The organism is Pseudomonas sp. P4_D7 (assembly GCF_056401755.1).
This window is the reverse complement of sequence record NZ_JBFUIR010000011.1, coordinates 15660-37260: the sequence shown is the minus strand read 5'-3', so window position 1 is coordinate 37260 and position 21601 is coordinate 15660. Positions and strand designations below refer to the sequence as shown.

Below are 21601 nucleotides of genomic sequence, written 5' to 3'. Positions count from 1 at the left end.
ATAAACCTGTTCATTTGGGAAAAACCTCCAGCAATCGTGGCGCTATCTTTTCCAGCGCACGGATTTCAACCGCGGCATCAATCGCCGCGGCGGCTTTGGGCATGCCGTACACCGCACTGCTTTGCTGATCCTGCGCGATGGTCAGGTAACCCTGCTGGCGCATGAGCTTAAGCCCTTGCGCGCCGTCGCGTCCCATCCCGGTCAATAAAACCCCGATCGCGTCGCCATTCCAATAACTGGCGACACTTTCGAAAAACACATCGATAGAGGGGCGGTAGATCTCGTTGACCGGCTCGGCGGTGTAGGCCAGCGTGCCGTTTTTCAACAAGCGAATATGGTGGTTGGTGCCGGCCAGCAACACGGCGCCGGCCTGCGGCGGTTCGCCTTCACGGGCCAGACGCACATCGAGGCCACTGGCGCTGGCCAGCCATTCGGCCATGCCGGCAGCAAAGACCTGATCGACATGCTGCACTAGCACAATCGCCGCCGAGAAATCCTTGGGCAAGCCTTTGAGCAGCACCTCCAGCGCCGCCGGCCCGCCTGCAGATGAGCCGATCGCCACCAGTCGCTGACACGACGCAGAACTGCGCTGGGCCGTCGGCGTCGGACGCGAGCGCGTGGGTTTCTCGCCGATCAGCCAGCCGATATTGAGGATCTTGCGCAGCAACGGCGCCGCCGCTTCCTGGGCATTGCCGGCGCCGAGCGCCGGGGTATCGACCACGTCCAGCGCGCCGTGGCCCATGGCTTCGAAGACCCGGTGCACGTTCTGCTGGCGATCGACCGTCACAATGACGATCGCGCACGGGGTTTCGGCCATGATCCGGCGCGTGGCTTCGACGCCGTCCATCACCGGCATGATCAGATCCATCAGGATCAGATCCGGAGTATTTTCAGCGCACCGCTGCACTGCCTCGGCGCCGTTGCGGGCGACCCAGACCACCTGATGCGCCGGCTCGAAGGCCAGCGCCCGGCGCAGGGCCTCCACCGCCATGGGCATGTCGTTGACGATGGCGATCTTCATGCCCGCGCTCCTCCAATAAGCTCGACCACTGCGTCGAGCAGGGCGTCGTCATGAAAACTGGCTTTGGCTAAATAATAGTCGGCGCCGGCATCGAGGCCACGGCGGCGGTCCTCTTCCCGATCCTTGTATGACACAACCATCACCGGCAGCGATTGCAGACGGTTGTCGCGGCGCAGCAGGGTGACCAGCTCGATGCCGTCCATGCGCGGCATGTCGATGTCGGTGATCAGCAAATCGAAGTCCTCCGAGCGCAGCGCGTTCCAACCGTCCATGCCGTCCACCGCCACGGCGACATCGTAGCCGCGATTGAGCAGCAGTTTGCGTTGCAGCTCGCGCACGGTCAGCGAGTCGTCGACCACCAGCACCCGCTTGCGCGCCGCCTCGGCAGCTTGATTGCCGTGACGCGCGATGCGCTCAAGGCGCCCGGTATTGAGCAGTTTGTCCACCGAGCGCAGCATGTCTTCGACGTCGACGATCAGCACCACCGAGCCGTCATCAAGCAAGGCGCCGGCGGAGATGTCCTGCACTTTGCCCAGACGCTCATCGAGCGGCAAGACCACCAGCGTGCGTTCGCCAATAAAGCGCTCCACGGCAACCCCGTAAACCGCATCGCGCTCACGGATCACCACAACTTTAAGGGTTTCGCCACTGTTTTGGCTGGCCGGGCGGTTGAGCAACTGGCTGGCCGCAACCAGCCCGACGTGCTGGCCTTCGTGCCAGAAATGCTGACGGCCTTCGACCTGCACGATGTCCTCCGGCGCCAGATCACACATGCGTTCGATGTGCGCCAGCGGGAAGGCGTAGGCCTCTTCGCCAACTTCCACCACCAGACTGCGCACCACCGACAAGGTCAGCGGTACTTCCAGATGAAAGCGACTGCCCTCTCCCGCCGTTTGCTCCAGCACCACGGCCCCGCGCAACTGGCGAACCATGTGCTGAACGGCATCGAGGCCAACGCCCCGTCCAGACACTTCGGTGACCGTGTCGCGCAAGCTGAAACCGGGCAGGAACAGGAACGTCAGCAGTTCTTCTTCGCTCAGTTGCGCAGCGGTTTCGGCTGGAGATAACTGCCGCTCGACAATACTGCGGCGGACCTTCTCCAGGTCGACGCCATTGCCGTCATCGCTCAACTCCAGCACTAGCAGACCGGCCTGATGCGAGGCGCGCAGGCGGATCAAGCCTTCTTCCGGTTTGCCCTTGAGCAGCCGTTGTTCCGGGGTTTCGATGCCGTGATCGACCGCATTGCGCAGCAAATGCGTCAGCGGTGCTTCGAGTTTTTCCAGCACATCGCGATCAACCTGGGTTTTCTCGCCTTCGATCTCCAGCCGCACCTGCTTGCCGAGGCTGCGGCCCAGATCGCGGACCATGCGCACCTGACCGGTCAGCACGTCCGCAAAGGGTCGCATGCGGCAGGCCAACGCCGTGTCGTAGAGCACTTGTGCGCGCTGGCTGGCCTGCCAGGCGAACTCGTCGAGTTCGGCGTTTTTCTCGCTCAGCAATTGCTGGGATTCGGCGAGCAAACGGCGCGCGTCTTCCAAGGCTTCGAGCGCTTCAAGGCTCAGCGCGTGCTCCTTGAGGTGCACGTTGAGATTTTCCAGCGCACGCAAGCCGTTGTTCTGCATGCGTTTGAGGCGCTGCATGGTCGCCAGATGCGGTTTGAGGCGCTGGGTTTCCACCAGCGACTTGCTCGACAGATCGAGCAAACTGTTCAGCCGTTCAGCGGTGACCCGCAGCACCCGCTCGCCACCTTCGGTGGTGCGTTTGCTTTTGCGTGGCGCCGGCTCAGAGGTTTCGACCGGGGCTTCGATGATCGGCGCTGGCGTCAGTTCAAATACGGGCGGCGCTTGAAGTTGCAACTCGGCCATCGGCGGCGCAACGAACGCTGCCGGCGGCGTCGACGGATCGAGCAAACCCGCCATCAACGCCACATAAGTTTCAATATCGCTCGGCTGCGGCGCATTGGTCGGTGTGGCGATGCGCATCAGCAAATCGGTGCCCTGCAACAGCGCATCGATGTGTTCGGGCCGCAGCAACAAGCGCCCCTCCTGGGCGCTGACCAGGCAATCTTCCATGACATGGGCGACGCTGACGCCGCTATCGATGCCAACAATTCGCGCCGCGCCTTTGAGCGAATGCGCCGCGCGCATGCACGATTCCAGTTGATCGGCCTGGGTCGGGTTGCGCTCCAGGGCCAGCAATCCGGCGCTGAGCACTTGGGTCTGGGCTTCGGCTTCGAGGCTGAACAGCTCCAGCAGCGAGGCGTCGCGCATTTGCTCGGGGGTCATGTGAGGCTCCGGGTCACGGCGGACAGCAGCTGTTCTTCATCCAGCCAACGCAGGCTGCGACCGCGATACTGCAGAACACCACGGGTGTATTTGGCACTGGCTTGCGCGCCGGATTGCGAGGCGGCATCAAGAATGCGCTCGTCGATGGCATGAATACCGTCGACCTCATCCACCGGCACCACCACCGGCCCGCCACGGGCGGCGATGATCAGCATCCGCGGCATAATGCGCGCGCCGGTGGCTGGCGCGGCGTTGCCATCCAGATCGAGCAATTCAACCAGCGACAGGCAGGCCACCAGCGCACCACGCACATTGGCCACACCGAGCAATGCGCGTGAGCGCTGGTGCGGCAATGAATGAATCGCCTGCAGTGGCGCGACTTCGACGAGACTGCGCGTCGCCAGCCCCAGCCATTCTTCACCGAGCCGGAACATCAGTAGCGAGCGGGTTTTCACATCGCTTTCGACAGCGATCGCCACCGGGTCGCGTTCGTCCTGTTGCAACGCATAACGGTCGAGCAGGCGCGTGGCGGCGGCGGAATACACCGAACAATTGCGGCAATGAATGTGGTCTTCGAGCAGCGGACAGGACTTGTCGCCGTGAATGCCGATGCGGTTCCAGCAATCGTCGATGGCCCGGGCGTCTTCGTGGGTGACGTTCAAGGTGTCGGACGGGATCATCGTTTACGCTCACTGTCGGCGGTGCGGCCGCTGCGGGCGGCACGCTCCTGCAATCGTCTGGCACCCGCTGTATCGCCCTGAGCCTGCAACAACGCGGCCAGGTGCATCAACGCTTCAGGGTGTTGCGGTTCGAGGTACAACGCCTTGCGGTAGAAGCCCTGAGCTTCGAGGGTCAGGCCGGCGACGTCGCTGAGCAGACCGAGCCAGTAAAACACCTGAGCCACCGGTTCATGGCTACGCAAATACTGTTCGCAGGCCGCCCGGGCTTCAGCGCTTTTGCCTTCGTTGGCCAGCGCGGCGATATTGGCCAGCAGGGTCGCCGCATCCGGGTTGGCACTTTTGCTGGCGGTCGGCAGTGGCGTTACGGCGGCAAACGGTCGAGTGCGCACTGGTGCTGGCTGCGTGCTGCGAGGCGGTTGGCTGACCGGCACCACGATGGGCTTGGGCGTTGGCAACGGCTCGGGGTGCGGATCGCTGTGGCGACTGAACGCGAAGGATTGCGGGATACCGATCGAACGCATGCCCAGACGCCCGAGCAAACTGCCCTCGGCCGGGCCGATAAACAGCACGCCATCGAAATGGGTCAGGCGCTTGAGCACCTCGAACACCTGCTTCTGCGTCGGCTGGTCGAAATAGATCAGCAGGTTGCGGCAGAACACGAAATCGAACGCTGGCTCGCTGGTCAGCAGCGTCGGATCGAGCACATTGCCGACCTGCAAACGCACTTGCTCACGCACATAGTCATTGACCCGATGGCCGTCCTGCTCAGGCGTGAAGTGCCGTTCGCGAAAGTCCAGATCCTGGCCGCGAAACGAATTCTTGCCGTACAGCGCACGCCGCGCCTTCTCCACCGACAGCGGGCTGACGTCCATGCCATCGACCTTGAACTGATGCGGTTTGAGCCCGGCATCGAGCAAGGCCATGGCAATCGAATAGGGTTCTTCGCCGGTGGAACATGGCAGGCTGAGAATGCGCAAAGCACGCATATTGTTCAGTTCAGCGAGGCGATTGCGCGCCAGTTTGCCCAGCGTGGCAAAGGACTCTGGATAACGGAAAAACCACGTCTCGGGGACGATCACCGCTTCGATCAGCGCCTGTTGTTCGTCTCGCGAGCCTTGCAGCAATTGCCAATACTCATCGGCATGCGCGGCTTGCGAGAGTGTCGTGCGCTGGCGCACAGCGCGCTCGATGATCGCCGGGCCAACCGAGGTCACATCGAGGCCGATGCGCTCCTTGAGAAAGTCGAAAAAGCGCTGATCACTGCTCATGACTGCGCCTCAAGCTGCGCCGGACTCAGCGGCGGATCGGGGAACAGCAAAGTACGCACGGCGTCATCGAGCAAGTCATTGACCCGTACCCATTGCACCAATCCCTGGGCATCTTCACGCACCGGGCCGAGGTAAGGCGCCGCGCGGTTGTCGAGGCCGTAAGGCTGAAACTCTTGCGGATGGCAACGCAGGGTGTCGGTGGCCTGTTCGAGAATCAGCCCGAGCCATTGCGCGGGTTGCGCTTCATCCGGCCGATAATTGACCAATACCAGACGGGTGCTGGTGCGCGCCTCGGCGGGATGACCGAAGGTCAATGCGCTGAGGTCGATCACCGGCACCACCGCACCGCGATAGGCGAACACCCCGGCGACCCACTGCGGCGCCCGGGCGATTGGCTTGAGCGGCAGGCGCGGCAGCACTTCCGCCACTTCGGTGGCGCGCAAGGCGTAGCGCTCGCTGCCGATGCGAAACAGCAGGAATAACGCCGGCTTCGCCACCTGCGCGGCGCTGCGTTTGGCGAGGATTTCGCTCATCAGACTTTGAATCGCGAAACGCCGCTGCGCAGCCCGACGGCTACCTGGCTCAGTTCGTCGATGGCGAAACTGGCCTGACGCAACGACTCGACGGTCTGGCTGCTGGCGTCGCCCAACTGCACCAGCGCATGGTTGATCTGCTCGGCGCCGGTGGCCTGGGCCTGCATGCCTTCGTTGACCATCAACACCCGCGGCGCCAGCGCCTGCACTTGATGGATGATCTGCGACAACTGCTCGCCGACCTGCTGCACTTCGGACATGCCACGGCGCACTTCTTCGGAGAACTTGTCCATGCCCATGACACCCGCCGACACCGCCGACTGGATCTCACGGACCATTTGCTCGATGTCGTAAGTGGCGACAGCGGTCTGATCCGCCAGACGCCGCACTTCGGTGGCAACCACGGCAAAACCGCGACCGTATTCACCGGCCTTTTCGGCTTCAATCGCTGCGTTGAGCGACAACAGGTTGGTCTGGTCGGCAACCTTGACGATAGTCACCACCACCTGATTGATGTTGCCGGCCTTCTCATTGAGGATCGCCAGTTTGGCGTTGACCAGATCGGCCGCGCCCATCACCGAGTGCATGGTGTCTTCCATGCGCGCCAGGCCTTGCTGGCCGGAGCCGGCCAGCACCGAGGCCTGATCGGCGGCGGTGGACACTTCGGTCATGGTGCGTACCAGATCGCGCGAGGTAGCGGCGATCTCGCGCGAAGTCGCGCCGATCTCGGTGGTGGTCGCGGCGGTTTCGGTAGCGGTGGCTTGTTGTTGCTTGGAGGTGGCAGCGATTTCGGTCACCGAGGTGGTGACCTGCACCGACGAACGTTGCGCCTGGGATACCAGCGCAGTCAGCTCGGTCATCATGTCGTTGAAGCCGGTTTCGACGGCGCCGAACTCGTCCTTGCGGTCGAGGTTGAGACGCGAACTGAGGTCGCCGGTACGCATGGTTTCGAGAATCTGCACAATGCGGTTCATCGGCGCCATGATCGCGCGCATCAACAGCAAGCCGCAGGCACCGGCCGCCAGCACAGCCACCAGCAGCGAGACGAACATGCTGACCTTGGCCGCCGCCACCGCCTCGTCGATGTTGTTCATGGCCTGATCGGCGACTCTCTTGTTCTCGCCGATGATGTCGTTGAGCTTCATACGCCCGGAATACCAGGCTGGCGTCAGCTTTTCGTGGAACATCCTGACCGCGTCCGCTTCCAGGTTGCGCTTGTGCAGGTCCAGCACGGCATCCTGAATCTGGAGGTAGGCGTCGTGGTACTTCTCGAACGCGGCAAACTCGAGACGATCCTCGTCGGTCGCCATCGTCTTGCGATAGTTCTCCATCTGCTCCTGCAAACGCGCCTCGAAAGCCTTGTAGTCGGCCGCGTCCTCGCTGGAAATCCCCTGACCTTCCTTGAGTCCGAGCAGTTCTTGCGTCTGCATGTAACTGTCGACCCACGCGCCACGGATCATCGAGCTGTAATAGACGCCGGGAATCGCGTCATCACGCACGCTGTTTTCACTGGCCTCGATCTTCAGCAACCGCGAATAAGAGACGACAACCATCAGCAACATGATGGCGATAATCACCGCAAAGCTCGCCAAAATGCGTTGGCGCAACGTCCAGTTCTTCACAGTGATTCCTCGTGCCTAGTCGAAATGCGGGGAGTATAGCCGAGGGCGGTGTTTCATTTATAAGACGCTTTGTAACCCTCGGGCCTGTCCGCCTTGGTCGCGGGAGGGCTCTGGGCTAGGACTGTCCGACAATTGCGGGTGGGCGTGCCAGTGGGGTAATGGCAAAAAGAGGCGATAGATCTGTCATTGCCGCCGGGGTGCGGCGGAAAATGCCTTGGCGAGCAAGCTCGCTCCCACATTGGAACGCAATCCCCTGTGGGAGCGAGCTTGCTCGCGAAAGGGCCAGCCGGGTTTACACCGATGCGATGCGCACCTGCTTCTCCAACTCCACCTTCAACCCCGGCTCCAGCTTCAGTTGCCGCGCCAGTTCATCCAGATAGCTCTTCTCCATAAAGCTTTCCTCATCCACCAGCATCACACTGGCGATGTACATTTCTGCCGCCATCTCCGGCGTGCTCGCGGCCCGGGCGACGTCGGTCGGGTCCAAGGGTTTGTTGAGCTCGGCGTGCAGCCAGTGTTGCAATTCCTGATCGTTGTCGAGTTTGGTGAATTCGCCTTCGATCAGTTGGCGTTCACGGTCATCGATATGGCCGTCAGCCTTGGCGGCCGCCACCAGTGCTTTGAGAATGGCCTGACTGTGCTGTTCGGCTTGTGCCGGTGGCAAGCGATCGAGGGTCTGCGGTTCGCTTTGTGGAGCGGTGCCTTTCTGGGCGTTGTAGTTGCCGTAAGCCTTGTAGGCCAACACACCCAGCGCCGCGAGGCCGCCGTAGATCGCAACTTTGCCGCCGACCTTGCGCACTTTCTTGTTACCGAGCAGCAGGCCCATCGCACCTGCGGCCAATGCACCACCACCTGCACCTGACAGCAGACTGCCGAGGCCACCAGAGCCTGATGCGCCGCCGAGCAAACCGCCCAAGCCACCGGCAGCCGGTTTGTTCTGCGTTCCGCCAGCCTTGTTCTGCAATAGATCCTGGCCGGACTTGARCAGTTGATCGAGCAATCCACGGGTGTTCATGTTCCGCCTCCAAACAGGGGTTATCCGGATCTATAAGGCCCTCAGCCTAGTTCGAAAGTGCCCCTGTCCGACCTGCGAGTGTGCTTCCAGATGTTGCTCGCCCTGCAGCAGCCCTTCGTGAAAATAGATATACACTCAGGCCAATCTATAAAAACCGCCCACTGGGTAGCCCTTCTCATGATGACCCTGCGTCAGATTCGTCACTTCATCGCCGTGGCCGAGACCGGCTCGATCTCCGCCGCCGCGCAAACCGCGTTCATATCCCAATCGACCCTGACCCTGGCGATCCAGCAACTGGAAGAGGAAATCGGCGTCAGCCTGTTCAGCCGCCACGCCAAGGGCATGACGCTGACACACCAAGGTCATCAATTCCTACGCCAGGCGCACCTGATTCTGGCGACCGTGGACAACGCCAAACGCAGCCTGCAACAGAGTACCGATCAGGTCGCCGGGCAGTTGATCGTCGGCGTAACCAGTCTGGTCGCCGGTTATTACCTGGCGGATCTGCTCACCCGGTTTCAGCGCGCGTATCCCAATGTCGAAATCAGAGTGATGGAAGACGAACGGCCCTACATCGAGCATTTGCTGGTCAGTGGCGAGATCGATGTCGGCGTATTGATCCTCTCCAACCTCGAAGATCGCCACGCTTTGCAGACTGAAGTACTGACTCACTCACCGCACCGTTTGTGGCTTCCGGCCCAGCATCCACTGCTGGAGCACGACAGCATCAACCTCGCCGACGTCGCCCGCGAACCGTTGATTCAGCTAAACGTCGATGAAATGGATCGCAACGCCCAGCGTTTCTGGCGCGGTTCCGGGCTGCAACCGAAAATCACTCTGAGAACCGCGTCCACCGAGGCCGTGCGAAGTCTGGTCGCCGCCGGATTGGGCGTGTCGATCCAGCCGGACATGACTTATCGCCCATGGTCGCTGGAGGGCGACATCATCGAAGCGCGTCCCATCGCCGACCTCAATCAGACCTTGGACGTGGGCCTGGCCTGGCGACGTGGCACTGCGCGCCCCGCTCTTGTCGACCCATTCCTGACCGTAGCCCGTGAGCAACCCCACGGCGGGCGCAAGCCATCTATTTAATCGAATGCTGCCTTCAGTATTTAGTATTTGTCGACCTCGGAGCCGCGCACTAGTCTTGCTGCATCTATAAGACGGTCGGCTCCCGGTTTCAGGGAGCAACAATGGCCACACAAGAAAAGAGATCGCGGAAAATGGCTGGCGCGCAGACCCCGATGTGTACCGCGTTGTTGATCGATGGCGAACTGGTCGCCGGGGAAGGTTTTGTCGAGCCGATTCTCAATCCGGCCACCGGCGAAATCCTCACGCACATCGCCGAAGCCAGCACCGAGCAAGTCGAAGCCGCCATCCTCGCCGCCCACCGCGCCTTCGCCGATTGGTCGCGCACCACGCCTCAGCAACGTTCGAACCTGTTGCTCGAGATCGCCAACGCCGTGGAAAAACACGCCGACCACCTCGCCCGCCTCGAATCGCTGAACTGCGGCAAGCCGTTGCACCTGGCGCGTCAGGACGATTTGACCGCGACGGTCGATGTGTTCCGTTTCTTCGCTGGCGCCGTACGCTGCCAGACCGGGCAGCTCAGTGGCGAATACCTGCCGGGCTACACCAGCATGGTCCGTCGCGATCCGATTGGCGTGGTCGCCTCGATTGCGCCGTGGAATTACCCGATCATGATGGCCGCGTGGAAAATCGCCCCGGCCCTCGCCGCCGGCAACACGCTGGTGTTCAAACCGTCCGAACACACGCCGCTGTCGATCCTCGCTCTGGCGCCAGCGCTGGCCGAAATCCTCCCGCGCGGGGTCATCAACATCATCTGCGGTGGCGGCGAAGGCGTCGGCAGCCATTTGGTCGGCCACGCCAAGGTGCGCATGGTCTCGCTGACCGGCGATATCGTTACCGGGCAGAAAATCCTCCAGGCCGCCGCGAAAACCCTGAAACGCACGCACCTCGAACTCGGCGGCAAAGCCCCGGTGATCGTCTGCAACGACGCCGACATCCAGGCCGTGGTCGATGGCGTGCGCACTTACGGTTACTACAACGCCGGGCAGGACTGCACCGCTGCCTGCCGGATCTACGCGCAGGCCGGGATTCACGACAAATTGGTCGCCGAACTCGGCGCCGCCGTCAGCAGCCTGCGCTTCGCCGGCAAACGTGATGCCGATAATGAGATCGGCCCGCTGATCAGCACCCGTCAGCGCGACCGCGTCGCCAGTTTCGTCGAGCGCGCCCTCGGCCAGCCGCACATCGAACGCGTGACCGGTGCGGCGGTGCACTCCGGTGCCGGTTTCTACTATCAGCCGACGCTGCTCGCCGGTTGCAAACAGAGCGACGAAATCGTTCAGCGCGAAGTGTTCGGCCCGGTGGTCACCGTGACCCGTTTCGACGAACTCGCGCAAGCCGTCGACTGGGCCAACGACTCCGAATACGGCCTCGCCTCGTCGGTGTGGACACAGAATCTCGACAAGGCCATGCAGGTTGCCGCGCGCTTGCAGTACGGCTGCACGTGGATAAACAGCCATTTCATGCTGGTCAGCGAAATGCCCCACGGTGGGCTGAAACGCTCCGGTTACGGCAAAGACTTATCCAGTGATTCGCTGCAGGACTACAGCGTGGTGCGGCACATCATGGCCCGCCACGGCCAGCATCTCTGACTACGCTAATAACAAGCCGCCAACGGCATGCTTCACCGCGTTCACAACTGCCCCGACCATAATTTAAAGAAGAGGGTTCAACCATGTTCGTGCACAAGACCGCACTGCTCAGTGCAATCACCACGGCCCTGCTGGCCAGCGCCAGCCTGCAAGCGGCCGAGCCGTTAAAGGCTGTCGGTGCTGGCGAAGGTCAGCTGGATATCGTTGCGTGGCCGGGTTACATCGAACGTGGTGAGAGCGACAAAGCCTATGACTGGGTGACCGGTTTCGAGAAAGAGACCGGCTGCAAGGTCAATGTGAAAACCGCCGCTACCTCGGACGAAATGGTCAGCCTGATGGCCAAGGGCGGTTACGACCTGGTCACCGCATCAGGCGATGCCTCACTGCGGTTGATCGTCGGCAAGCGTGTGCAACCGATCAACACCGCGTTGATCCCGAACTGGAACACCCTCGACCCGCGCCTGAAAGATGCGCCGTGGTACGTGGTCAACCAGCAGACTTACGGCACCCCGTACCAGTGGGGACCGAACGTGCTGATGTACAACACCAACGTGTTCAAGACTGCGCCGAGCAGTTGGAACGTGGTGTTCACCGCTCAGGATCTGCCCGACGGCAAGCCGAACAAGGGCCGCGTGCAGGCGTATGACGGCCCGATCTACATCGCAGATGCGGCGCTGTATCTGAAGTCGACCAAGCCTGAACTGGGTATCAAGGATCCGTATCAACTGACCGAAGATCAGTACAAAGCCGTGCTTGATCTGTTGCGCGCACAGCAGCCGCTGATCCACCGCTACTGGCACGACACCACGGTGCAGATGAGCGACTTCAAAAACGAAGGCGTGGTCGCCTCCAGCGCCTGGCCGTATCAGGTCAACGGCCTGATGAACGAGAAACAGCCGATTGCTTCGACCATTCCCAAAGAAGGCGCCACCGGCTGGGCCGACACCACCATGCTCCACGCCGAAGCCAAGCACCCGAACTGCGCGTACAAGTGGATGGACTGGTCGCTGAAACCGAAAGTCCAGGGCGATGTGGCGGCGTGGTTTGGTTCGTTGCCGGCCGTTCCTGCGGCGTGCAAAGAAAGTGAGTTGCTTGGCGCTGAAGGTTGCAAGACCAACGGTTTCGACCAGTTCGACAAGATCGCCTTCTGGAAAACCCCGCAGGCCGAGGGTGGCAAATTTGTGCCGTATAGCCGCTGGACCCAGGACTACATCGCGATCATGGGCGGCCGCTAGCTCTCAATAACGACGCGGTCTGCTCCCTTTCCCCCTCGCCCCCCTGGGGGGGAGGGCTGGGGTGAGGGGGTAGCTTTTGACCTTGCCTTTGACTTCAGAGCAACGGCCAATAAGCCACCCTCACCCCCCGCCCTCTCCCGGAGGGAGAGGGAGCTAAAAGCAGATCGCATCTCGTCCGCCGAATGTGTGAGCCAAGCAAACCGTAAAACGTTTCAGATTTTTCAGAAGTCCAGGCAGGGCCGCTGCGACGGCCTTCGCCTTTTTGGAGCACCGCACCATGACGCTTGCAGTCCAGTTCACCAACGTTTCCCGGCAGTTCGGCGACGTAAAAGCCGTTGACCGGGTTTCCATCGATATCGAGGACGGCGAGTTCTTTTCCATGCTCGGCCCATCCGGCTCGGGCAAAACCACCTGCCTGCGGCTGATCGCCGGGTTCGAACAACCGAGCGCCGGTTCGATCCGCATTCACGGGGCCGAGGCGGCCGGTTTGCCGCCGTATCAACGTGACGTCAATACAGTGTTTCAGGATTACGCGCTGTTCCCGCACATGAAAGTCCTCGACAACGTCGCCTACGGTTTGAAGGTCAAAGGCATCGGCAAAACCGAACGGCATAAACGCGCCGAAGAAGCTTTGGACATGGTCGCCCTCGGCGGTTACGGCGCACGCAAACCGGTGCAGTTGTCCGGCGGTCAGCGCCAACGTGTCGCCCTCGCCCGCGCCTTGGTCAATCGCCCGCGTGTGCTGCTGCTCGACGAGCCGCTTGGCGCCCTCGACCTGAAACTGCGCGAACAAATGCAGAGCGAACTGAAGAAGCTGCAACGCCAGCTCGGCATCACTTTCATCTTCGTCACTCACGATCAAACCGAAGCGCTGTCGATGTCCGATCGCGTCGCCGTGTTCAACAAGGGCCGCATCGAGCAGGTCGACACGCCGCGCAACCTGTACATGAAACCCACCACCACATTTGTCGCTGAATTCGTCGGTACCTCGAACGTGATTCGTGGCGATCTGGCGCGTGAAATCAACGGTCATCCGCAGCCGTTTTCGATCCGCCCGGAACACGTGCGGTTTGCCGAAGGCCCATTGGCCAGCCACGAAATCGAAGTCAGCGGGTTACTCCACGACATCCAATATCAGGGCAGCGCCACGCGTTATGAACTGAAACTGGAAAACGGCCAGACCCTGAGCATCAGCCACGCCAACACTCAGTGGGTCGACAGCAGCGCGCAGCACCAGACCGGCCAGCGCCTGAGCGCGCGTTGGGCGCGGGAAGCGATGATTGCACTGCACGACACCGTGGCGAGCGGGGTGTGACATGAGCACGCTCGCGATGACTGCATCGCCGCCGTTGCGCAGGTTTTCCAACCTGCTCTATCGCAAGCCGAACCTGTATCTGTCGATGCTGCTGGTGCCGCCGCTGCTGTGGTTTGGCGCGATTTATCTCGGCTCGTTGCTGGTGCTGCTGTGGCAAGGTTTCTACACCTTCGACGACTTCACCATGGCGGTCACTCCCGACCTGACCCTGGCAAATTTTGCCGCACTGTTTCAGCCGTCGAACTTCGACATCATCCTGCGCACGCTAAGCATGGCCATCGTTGTGTCGATCGCCAGCGCCATCGTCGCGTTCCCGATTGCCTACTACATGGCGCGCTACACCACCGGCAAGACCAAGGCGTTTTTCTACATCGCGGTGATGATGCCGATGTGGGCCAGTTATATCGTCAAGGCGTATGCGTGGACGTTGCTGTTGGCCAAGGGAGGCGTGGCGCAGTGGTTTGTGCAACACCTTGGATTGGAGCCGGTGTTGCAGTTCATTCTGGGGATTCCCGGGGTGGGCGGTAGCACCTTGTCGACCTCGCATCTGGGGCGGTTCATGGTGTTCGTTTATATCTGGCTGCCGTTCATGATTCTGCCGATTCAGGCGTCGCTGGAACGTCTGCCACCGTCGCTGTTACAGGCCTCCGCTGACCTTGGTGCGAAGCCGCGTCAGACTTTTATGCAGGTGATTTTGCCGCTGTCGATTCCGGGCATTGCGGCCGGTTCGATCTTCACGTTTTCGCTGACCCTGGGCGATTTCATCGTGCCGCAACTGGTCGGGCCACCGGGCTACTTTGTCGGCAGCATGGTGTACGCGCAGCAAGGGGCGATCGGCAATATGCCGATGGCCGCCGCGTTTACGTTGGTGCCGATTGTGTTGATCGCGGTTTACCTGTCCATTGTCAAACGATTGGGGGCTTTCGATGCGCTCTGACTCTTCATCACAAGGGCAGGCCTCACTGGGCTTAAAAATCGCAGCCTGGGGCGGGTTGGTGTTTTTGCACTTCCCGATCCTGATCATCTTCCTTTACGCCTTCAACACTGAAGAAGCCGCGTTCAGCTTTCCGCCGAAGGGCTTCACGCTGCACTGGTTCAGCGTGGCGTTTTCGCGGCCGGATGTTCTGGAGGCGATCAAGCTTTCATTGCAGATCGCAGCCATCGCCACGTTGATTGCCATGGTGCTCGGTACGCTCGCGTCAGCCGCGCTTTATCGCCGGGATTTCTTCGGCAAGCAGGGCATCTCGCTGATGCTGATTTTGCCGATCGCGTTACCGGGGATCATCACCGGGATCGCGCTGCTGGCAACCTTCAAGACGCTGGGGATCGAACCGGGGATGTTCACCATCATCGTCGGCCACGCGACCTTCTGCGTGGTGATCGTCTACAACAACGTCATCGCCCGCCTGCGCCGCACTTCGCACAGTTTGATCGAGGCCTCGATGGACCTCGGCGCCGATGGCTGGCAGACGTTTCGCTACATCATCCTGCCGAACCTTGGCTCGGCGCTGCTGGCCGGCGGCATGTTGGCGTTTGCGCTGTCGTTCGACGAAATCATCGTCACCACGTTCACCGCCGGGCATGAGCGCACGTTGCCGTTGTGGTTGCTCAATCAACTTAGCCGCCCACGGGATGTACCGGTGACCAACGTCGTCGCGATGCTGGTGATGATGGTGACGATGTTGCCGATTTTGGGCGCGTATTACCTGACGCGTGGTGGCGAAAGCGTTGCCGGTAGCGGCGGTAAATAAACTCATAACAGACACCACAACTCCCTGTGGGAGCGAGCCTGCTCGCGAAGAGGCCGTCACATCCAACATTGATGTCGACTGATACACCGCTTTCGCTAGCAGGCTCGCTCCCACAGGGTTCTCGATTCGGCCAGAACAATAAAAGTGTTAGTGAGGACAACAGACATGCAAACCAAACTCTTGATCAACGGCCAACTGGTCAATGGCGAAGGCCCGGCGCAACCGGTGCTCAACCCGTCGCTTGGCGAGGTCCTGGTAGAGATCAACGAAGCCACTGAAGCTCAGGTCGACGCCGCCGTACGCGCTGCCGACAACGCCTTCGCCGACTGGTCGCAAACCGCTCCGAAAGACCGTTCGCTACTGCTGCTCAAACTCGCCGACGCCATCGAAGCCCACGGCGAAGAACTGGCCAAGCTCGAATCCGACAACTGCGGCAAACCCTACAGCGCCGCGCTCAACGACGAGATCCCGGCGAYTGCCGACGTGTTCCGTTTCTTCGCCGGCGCCAGCCGTTGCATGAGCGGTTCGGCCGCTGGAGAATACCTGCCCGGCCACACCTCGATGATCCGCCGCGACCCGGTCGGCGTGATCGCCTCCATCGCGCCGTGGAACTACCCGCTGATGATGGTTGCCTGGAAAATCGCCCCGGCGCTGGCGGCAGGTAATACCGTGGTGCTCAAGCCGTCGGAACAAACCCCGCTGACCGCGTTGCGTCTGGCCGAACTGGCGTCGGAAATATTCCCGGCCGGTGTACTCAATCTGGTGTTTGGTCGCGGTCCTACCGTTGGCAGCCCATTGGTTACGCACCCGAAAGTGCGCATGGTTTCGCTGACCGGTTCGATCGCCACGGGCGCCAACATCATTTCCAGCACTGCCGACAGCGTTAAACGCATGCACATGGAACTGGGCGGCAAGGCGCCGGTGATCATCTTCGACGACGCCGATATTGATGCGGCGGTGGAAGGTATTCGTACCTTCGGTTTCTACAACGCCGGGCAGGATTGCACGGCGGCCTGTCGGATCTACGCGCAGCAAGGCATTTACGACAAATTCGTCGAGAAGCTCGGCGCGGCGGTCAGCAGCATCAAGTATGGCTTGCAGGATGATCCGTCGACTGAACTGGGGCCGTTGATCACCGCGCAACATCGCGACCGTGTGGCCGGGTTTGTCGAGCGTGCTGTGGCGCAGCCCCACATTCGTTTGATCACTGGCGGTAAGGCTGTTGACGGTAACGGCTTCTTCTTCGAGCCGACGGTGTTGGCCGATGCGCAGCAGGACGACGAAATCGTCCGCCGCGAAGTGTTTGGGCCGGTGGTTTCAGTGACCAAGTTCACTGATGAAGCGCAGGCGTTGGAATGGGCTAACGATTCCGACTACGGCCTCGCCTCCTCCGTGTGGACGGCAGATGTAGGACGCGCGCATCGCATGTCGGCGCGGTTGCAGTACGGCTGCACGTGGGTGAATACGCACTTCATGCTTGTCAGCGAAATGCCCCATGGCGGTCAGAAATTGTCTGGTTACGGGAAAGACATGTCGATGTATGGACTGGAGGACTACACCACGGTTCGGCATGTGATGTTCAAGCACTAAGCCTTTAAAAGCTTCGCGAGCAGGCTCGCGCCCACAGGAGTAAGTATTCCAAATGTGGGAGCGAGCCTGTTCGCGAAGGCGTCACCCCGGTATCAGGAAAGAAACCGGCACTACGCACCACCAGGATTCCACACCTAACAACAACTACCGAACCGGGCGGCGCCCAAAAAGCCCCGTCACGGCCTCGGCCATCCGAAATCTGCCGATTTCACGGAGCAAAACACACATGAGTTCCTCACCCGATCTCGCCGCAGCCGTCGCCGACAGCGATGCCGAACAACTGCGCAAACTGGGCTACACCTCGAACTTCAACCGCAGCATGAGCCTGTGGGAAAACTTCGCCTTGGGCTTCACTTATCTGTCACCGGTCGTAGGGGTTTATACCCTCTTCGGCCTGTGCCTTGCCGCTGGCGGCCCTCCGATGTTCTGGGCCTACTTGCTGGTCGGTTGCGGCCAGTTGCTGGTGTGCCTGATCTTCGGCGAAGTGGTTTCGCAGTTCCCGATTTCAGGCGGTGTTTACCCTTGGGCACGCCGATTGGTCGGCAAGAAATGGGCATGGATGGTCGGCTGGATCTACTCCATCGCCCTCTGCGTCACCATCGCAGCCGTTGCGGTCGGCGCTGGCCCGTATCTGGCCGCCATGCTCGGTTTTGAGCCAAGCAACAACACCAACATCGTCATCGCCCTGGTGCTGACCCTGTTCGCCACACTGGTCAACCTCAGCGGCACCAAAGTGCTGGCGCGTATCGCTATGTTCGGCTTCCTCTGCGAACTGGTTGGCGCAGTGATCGTCGGTGTTTACTTGCTGGTATTCGAACGCCATCAACCGCTGAGCGTGCTGTTCAACACCTTCGACATCCGCGTCGACGGCTCGTACCTGCCGGCGTTTCTCACTGCCTCGCTGGCGGGGATGTTCCTCTACTACGGCTTCGAGGCCTGCGGCGATGTCGCCGAAGAAACCCCGAACCCGAGCGCGAAAATCCCGGTGGCCATGCGCATGACCATCTACATCGGCGGCATCGCGGCAATGTTCGCCTGCCTGGCGCTGATTCTCGCCGTGCCGGACATGCAAGCGGTGATCAACGGCACCGACAAAGACCCGGTCACCACCATCCTCAACAACGCCTTCGGCCCGGTCGGTTCGAAAGTGGTGATGGGCGTGGTGATGATTTCCTTCATCTCCTGCGTCATCAGCCTGCAAGCAGCGGCGAGCCGTCTGCTGTACTCCTACGCTCGCGACGAAATGGTCATCGGCAGCCGACTGCTGAAAAAGATTTCTCCTACCACCCAAGTACCAGTTGCCGCGCTGTTCGTGTCCGGCGTCCTGCCGGCCCTGATCATCGCCCTCGGCTTCTTCCTGCAAGACGCCGTGGCCACCATCGTCAGCTTCGCCGCCATCGGCATCTACCTCGCGTTCCAGATGATCGTGCTGGCCGCGCTGTACGCCCGCAGCAAAGGCTGGAAACCCAGCGGCAAATTCACCCTCGGCGCGTGGGGCTGGCCGGTGAACATTGGCGCGCTGGTGTATGGCGTTGGCGCGATCATCAACATGGCCTGGCCACGTACGCCGGATGCAGCGTGGTATGTGAACTATGCGATGGTGTTGAGTACTGCGATCGTGATTGGCTTGGGGCTGGTTTATATGTGGATTGGCAAGCCGTATGACCATGGCAAGGCGCCGGCTGGGGATGCGTGGAAGGTCAGTCGCTAAGAGCCTGCGATCCCGGCACCGACAAGGTGCCGGGGTTCAGGTAAGCCGTGAAACATCATCAAAAAGAAAGCTCTGCCTGATCGTGCTTCAATAGGGAAATACGGTCGAACAGTTTGATTTTTTCATTGGCTTTTTGCTTGGCGTGATCGGACATGAATGCAACCAATTCTTCGAGCTGACTGACGTCTCCGACTACTTTGAATTCCTTTTCCTTGTTGACGAAAACAAGCGACTTCTTCTTTCTCGACAACAATTCAATGACGTTGCTGAGCGTGCCGGTGCTCTTTGCGTCCCAGATCATCAAGCCGTAGTCAGCAGTTTCGGCCATGACGACGTCTTTCTCGGTGAAGAAGGCTCTCGACCCCTTGGAATGCTTGGAGTCGACTGTTCTGGCGGGCCACTGTCCAAGGTTGTTCCTCGGAGCAGAACCGCTGCAGAACACTGTGGTTCTGGATCGTTCGAGACTCAGCAGGTACTCCTGAATGGAGGTATCGGCGCCACCTGCATCCCCAACCACCACCTCAAAATCTGACGCGACGATATTATTGATGCGCTCTTTAACCTTCGGATCAAGGTTCTTGATGTTGATAGAGCCAGCAATAAATACAGTGGTCATTGAATTCACTTCCAAGTTAGCGCTGCGACGTAAATTTTCCCTACTTTCGGATATTTACGCAGAACAGCGCATGCCGCGTCCATCGACGCCCCACTATCAAACAAATCGTCTACAACCAAAACATTCCAGCTTCCATCGGTGGTGATTTCATCATTGACGCTGAAACTGTCTCCAATCGCGGCAAACTTTGTGACCTTCAAGGAAAAATCTTGTTTCCTACAGTGGATGGCGACTGAATGGCCTTGGTTCAGCCAGCGCCTGCCAGCAACGTCTCGTCTCGTCTCGTCTCAGCTACTGGGGGGCTCGGAAAGGGCTTATGTGTCAATCGGCTGGTGCTTTGAGAGGGCTTCGAACTCATCCATCAATAGGTGAATTTCAGTGCTTGGGTTGTGTTCGCCACTGAGGGCGACATCCTCAAGAACTTTGGGGGCCAGCGCTCTTGCCTGCTGAAATGGCTTTCCGAGTAGCTGAGCGAAGTAGCTGACGTCTTTGCCTTTCTGATAGTCAGCCATGCTGGGTTTTGCTCTGAGGCTCTTGGTCACCAAATCAGCCGGAGAGTTCTTCCCGGCTGTGCTGAACGGTTTTCGACTGTAGCCAAAGTGCAGTAGTAGCCAAAACTCGAAGCACGGATAAGATGCGATGACTTGGATTTTTGGATAAGACTTCGCCACATTCAACGCTCGCTCGAAGCACATGTGGGTGTCTCGATCCAAAACACAGAACACCTTATCGAAGCTTTTTTGCCTTACGACTGCTCGCTCAACAATGCCGCTTGGATGTGTAACACCGCAGTGAACGATCTCAACCTGGGCCTTGGCCCGAAAATAAAACGCGGCTTCCTCCAGATAACGTTTCCCTGACTTACTGTCTTCACACAACACCAGCACCTTAGGCTGCGGTTTGAAGCGGGAAGCCTTGCGATCAAACGATTTGAACGAACTCACTACCCTCACCCCTGCCTTATCAGCGGCAGCCCGCGATAACGCCCTTCGAAGTAACGCTTCTCGACATCCTCGCTTTCCCGGCCTTCAAAATCGTGTACGGAAAACAAGCTCGTGGCGCCATGAGCATCACGTTCTGTAATCCAGAACTGGTCACGCCGCAGAATCTTTTCATTCATCAGATGGGTATCGTGTGTCGTGAAAATCAGTTGGGTATCCAACCCACTGTCCAGATGCTTTGCGATCAAATCAGCGACGATTTCGGGATGAAGACTGCTATTCAGTTCGTCGACGCAGAGGATCCCACTGCCACCGGCCTGATTCATCATGAACCAGGGCAACCAGAAGCCAATCAGGTTTTTGGTTCCGCAAGACTCCTCCGAGAAGTCGAACTGCGCATCGCCTGAAATGCTGGAATGCGTGAGGGTCAGTTTGTCCCTTTGAGCCGCCGCGAAGAACTCCTTCAAGGTCAGTTTTCTGTTGCTCAAGTCTGCACAGGCGTCATCCGGGTCGAGCTGTATCGCAGACACAGGAATATCCAGCGCACTGAGAAAATCGCGCAGGTTGCTCGTATGATTTTTGACCATTCGCAGAAAGCGAATCGAGGCTGTGGATAAGCCAAGCATGTTGTTTTGTTCAATGACTAGCAGACCGGTTTGAAACCAACTGAATGGAGTGCGCAGTTGACTCAACTCTTCGCTGCTATGAGTGACGGCTTGTGCAATAAACAGCATCGTCGGACTGGTCAATCGGCGCCAGGCGCAATGCACTTCCTTGCCGCCCTCAAGGGTTTTACCAAACAGGTAATGCTCACCTTCAGCATCAAACCGGCGGTCATAAAGCAGTGTTTCCTTACCTTTCGGGTAAGCAGTCAGTTGTTCCTGAACAATCCTCTGCGCGGTCAGCCCGAGGACAAACCGATAGCGCAGTCCGCCCTGAATAAAGTCGTACTCAAAGACACTGGGCGCATCGCTCAGAGTGCAATCAAATCGAAAGGGTGAAACAGGCAGCGCTTCGTCATTTGAACCACGTGGTGTCGTTAGCAAGCGTCCGACGATGCCCATTGCGCGGATCAGTGAAGACTTTCCGGAGGCGTTCGGACCGTAAATAGCTGCAACCTTCAACAGCTCCGGAAGCTTTTCCGTGCTCGTGGAGGCTTTGAACGTATTGCGTGTTTTGCTCAGACGAGGGCTCGCCGCCATGGACAGGGTTTGCCTGTCCCGAAATGAGCGGTAATTGGATACCGAGAATTCGATCAACATGAAGAAAACCTGCAGTTCATTGCTTGGGTTTTCATGAATAAACGAAAAAACAGGATTCAGATGCAGACGGACTGC

19 protein-coding genes are annotated in these 21601 nt (G+C 59.8%); 8 read left to right on the top strand and 11 right to left on the bottom strand.

Going from position 1 to position 21601, the window contains the following annotated elements; translation table 11 throughout:
• Positions 1-10 precede the first annotated feature (10 nt).
• From cheB to AC1DVF_RS09895, 7 genes are all read right to left on the bottom strand, one after another.
• Positions 11-1021, bottom strand: a complete 1011-nt coding sequence (gene cheB, locus AC1DVF_RS09925; protein ID WP_320335720.1) for a chemotaxis response regulator protein-glutamate methylesterase — start codon at positions 1019-1021, stop codon at positions 11-13.
• Positions 1018-3306: a response regulator gene (locus tag AC1DVF_RS09920; RefSeq protein ID WP_477782393.1), complete on the bottom strand. Its 2289-nt coding sequence runs from the start codon at positions 3304-3306 to the stop codon at positions 1018-1020. Before AC1DVF_RS09920 ends, cheB begins: the two co-directional genes overlap by 4 nt.
• The gene (locus tag AC1DVF_RS09915; protein ID WP_093436721.1) at positions 3303-3986 is read right to left on the bottom strand and encodes a chemotaxis protein CheW; all 684 of its coding nucleotides are present in this window, start codon (positions 3984-3986) and stop codon (positions 3303-3305) included. Before AC1DVF_RS09915 ends, AC1DVF_RS09920 begins: the two co-directional genes overlap by 4 nt.
• Positions 3983-5254, bottom strand: a complete 1272-nt coding sequence (locus AC1DVF_RS09910; protein ID WP_320335722.1) for a CheR family methyltransferase — start codon at positions 5252-5254, stop codon at positions 3983-3985. The genes AC1DVF_RS09915 and AC1DVF_RS09910 overlap by 4 nt, the downstream gene beginning before the upstream one ends.
• Positions 5251-5787 carry a chemotaxis protein CheW gene (locus AC1DVF_RS09905; protein ID WP_116254587.1) on the bottom strand — a complete coding sequence of 179 codons (537 nt, stop codon included), beginning with the start codon at positions 5785-5787 and terminating at the stop codon, positions 5251-5253. The genes AC1DVF_RS09910 and AC1DVF_RS09905 overlap by 4 nt, the downstream gene beginning before the upstream one ends.
• Positions 5787-7409 carry a methyl-accepting chemotaxis protein gene (locus AC1DVF_RS09900; RefSeq protein ID WP_099758097.1) on the bottom strand — a complete coding sequence of 541 codons (1623 nt, stop codon included), beginning with the start codon at positions 7407-7409 and terminating at the stop codon, positions 5787-5789. The genes AC1DVF_RS09905 and AC1DVF_RS09900 overlap by 1 nt, the downstream gene beginning before the upstream one ends.
• A gap of 292 nt (positions 7410-7701) precedes the next feature.
• Positions 7702-8424, bottom strand: a complete 723-nt coding sequence (locus AC1DVF_RS09895) for a tellurite resistance TerB family protein (protein WP_477782392.1) — start codon at positions 8422-8424, stop codon at positions 7702-7704.
• Positions 8425-8601: 177 nt separating this feature from the next.
• On the opposite strand from AC1DVF_RS09895, the gene AC1DVF_RS09890 reads away from it, so the two are divergent.
• The 8 genes from AC1DVF_RS09890 (at position 8602) to AC1DVF_RS09855 (ending at position 18707) form a co-directional block, all read left to right on the top strand.
• Positions 8602-9516 (top strand): LysR family transcriptional regulator, encoded by a 915-nt coding sequence (locus AC1DVF_RS09890; RefSeq protein WP_007949637.1) that lies wholly within the window; start codon positions 8602-8604, stop codon positions 9514-9516.
• Between the two features lie 131 nt (positions 9517-9647).
• A complete protein-coding gene (locus tag AC1DVF_RS09885; protein WP_093436741.1) occupies positions 9648-11105 on the top strand; it encodes a gamma-aminobutyraldehyde dehydrogenase in 1458 nt (485 codons plus the stop codon).
• An 83-nt stretch (positions 11106-11188) separates the two neighbouring features.
• A complete protein-coding gene (gene ydcS, locus AC1DVF_RS09880; RefSeq protein WP_186621988.1) occupies positions 11189-12340 on the top strand; it encodes a putative ABC transporter substrate-binding protein YdcS in 1152 nt (383 codons plus the stop codon).
• A gap of 277 nt (positions 12341-12617) precedes the next feature.
• Positions 12618-13655, top strand: coding sequence for an ABC transporter ATP-binding protein (locus AC1DVF_RS09875; protein ID WP_477782391.1), 1038 nt, complete (start codon positions 12618-12620; stop codon positions 13653-13655).
• A gap of 16 nt (positions 13656-13671) precedes the next feature.
• Positions 13672-14592, top strand: a complete 921-nt coding sequence (locus AC1DVF_RS09870; RefSeq protein WP_007908947.1) for an ABC transporter permease — start codon at positions 13672-13674, stop codon at positions 14590-14592.
• Positions 14582-15406, top strand: coding sequence for an ABC transporter permease (locus AC1DVF_RS09865; RefSeq protein WP_093436751.1), 825 nt, complete (start codon positions 14582-14584; stop codon positions 15404-15406). Before AC1DVF_RS09870 ends, AC1DVF_RS09865 begins: the two co-directional genes overlap by 11 nt.
• Before the next feature lie 165 nt (positions 15407-15571).
• The gene (locus tag AC1DVF_RS09860) at positions 15572-16996 is read left to right on the top strand and encodes a gamma-aminobutyraldehyde dehydrogenase (RefSeq protein ID WP_477782390.1); all 1425 of its coding nucleotides are present in this window, start codon (positions 15572-15574) and stop codon (positions 16994-16996) included.
• Between the two features lie 226 nt (positions 16997-17222).
• Complete coding sequence (locus AC1DVF_RS09855) at positions 17223-18707, top strand: APC family permease (protein ID WP_460130940.1); 1485 nt, start codon at positions 17223-17225, stop codon at positions 18705-18707.
• A 58-nt stretch (positions 18708-18765) separates the two neighbouring features.
• On the opposite strand, the gene AC1DVF_RS09850 is transcribed toward AC1DVF_RS09855, so the two are convergent.
• The 4 genes from AC1DVF_RS09850 to AC1DVF_RS09835 all read right to left on the bottom strand — a co-directional run bounded on the left by AC1DVF_RS09850 (position 18766) and on the right by AC1DVF_RS09835 (position 21526).
• The gene (locus tag AC1DVF_RS09850) at positions 18766-19323 is read right to left on the bottom strand and encodes a hypothetical protein (RefSeq protein ID WP_186621977.1); all 558 of its coding nucleotides are present in this window, start codon (positions 19321-19323) and stop codon (positions 18766-18768) included.
• Positions 19324-19328: 5 nt separating this feature from the next.
• Positions 19329-19523, bottom strand: coding sequence for a phosphoribosyltransferase (locus tag AC1DVF_RS09845; RefSeq protein WP_225919965.1), 195 nt, complete (start codon positions 19521-19523; stop codon positions 19329-19331).
• A gap of 114 nt (positions 19524-19637) precedes the next feature.
• Positions 19638-20276 carry an RloB family protein gene (locus AC1DVF_RS09840; protein WP_186621975.1) on the bottom strand — a complete coding sequence of 213 codons (639 nt, stop codon included), beginning with the start codon at positions 20274-20276 and terminating at the stop codon, positions 19638-19640.
• Entirely contained in the window at positions 20273-21526 is a 1254-nt protein-coding gene (locus tag AC1DVF_RS09835; protein WP_186622144.1) for an AAA family ATPase, read from the bottom strand. Before AC1DVF_RS09835 ends, AC1DVF_RS09840 begins: the two co-directional genes overlap by 4 nt.
• Between the last annotated feature and the right edge of the window lie 75 nt (positions 21527-21601).